The sequence below is a fragment of the Neisseria sp. P0021.S006 genome, from assembly GCF_051956895.1.
Genome location: NZ_JBQCWZ010000536.1, coordinates 1 through 903, shown reverse-complemented (window position 1 = coordinate 903; position 903 = coordinate 1). Strand labels below are relative to the sequence as shown.

Below are 903 nucleotides of genomic sequence, written 5' to 3'. Positions count from 1 at the left end.
CATCATCAACCGCGCCGACAAATTCGGGCTGGCTCAGCTTCATCAGTTGCGTGGGCGCGTCGGCCGCAGCCACCACCAAGCCTACGCCTACCTGCTCACGCCCGAATACATCAACAAAGACGCAGAAAAACGCCTCGACGCCATCGCGGCGGCAGATGAACTCGGCGCAGGTTTCACCCTCGCCATGCAGGATTTGGAAATCCGAGGCGCAGGCGAAATCCTCGGCGAAGGACAGTCCGGCGAAATGATACAGGTCGGCTTCACGCTCTACACCGAAATGCTCAAACAAGCCGTGCGCGACCTCAAAAAAGGCCGCCAGCCCGATCTCGACGCACCGCTGGGCATCACCACTGAAATCAAACTGCACAGCCCGGCATTATTGCCTGAAGACTACTGCCCCGACATCCACGAGCGCCTCATCCTCTACAAACGCCTCGCCGTCTGCGAAACCGTGCAGCAAATCAACGCCATACACGAAGAACTCGTCGACCGCTTCGGCCTGCCCGAACAACCCGTCAAAACCCTTATCGAAAGCCACCACCTGCGGCTTGCGGCAAAAGAATTAGGCATAGATGCCATTGATGCGACCAGCGAAGCGGTAACGGTAACTTTTGGCAAAAACAACAATGTCGATCCAACCGAAATCATCCTGCTGATTCAAAACGACAAAAAATACCGCCTTGCCGGCACGGATAAGCTGCGATTTACCGCAGAGATGGAAAATATCGAAGTGCGGATTAATACAGTGAAGAACGTATTGAAGACTTTGAAAGAAAGGGTGATGGTGAAGTAGAGAGGTTAAGAAAAGGTCATTTTACAAAGATTTTGATAGTTTGTAGATCAGGTAGTAGACTAGATATTTGTATTCAAAAAAATTATTATAATGAAATGTCGGATTTAATG

At 50.8% G+C, this 903-nt stretch carries 1 protein-coding gene; it reads left to right on the top strand.

Annotation, left to right across the window (positions count from 1 at the left end):
• The coding region (locus ACTHUM_RS15520) for a TRCF domain-containing protein (RefSeq protein ID WP_440403359.1) at window positions 1-793 on the top strand (793 nt) is incomplete at its 5' end.
• Window positions 794-903 lie beyond the last annotated feature (110 nt).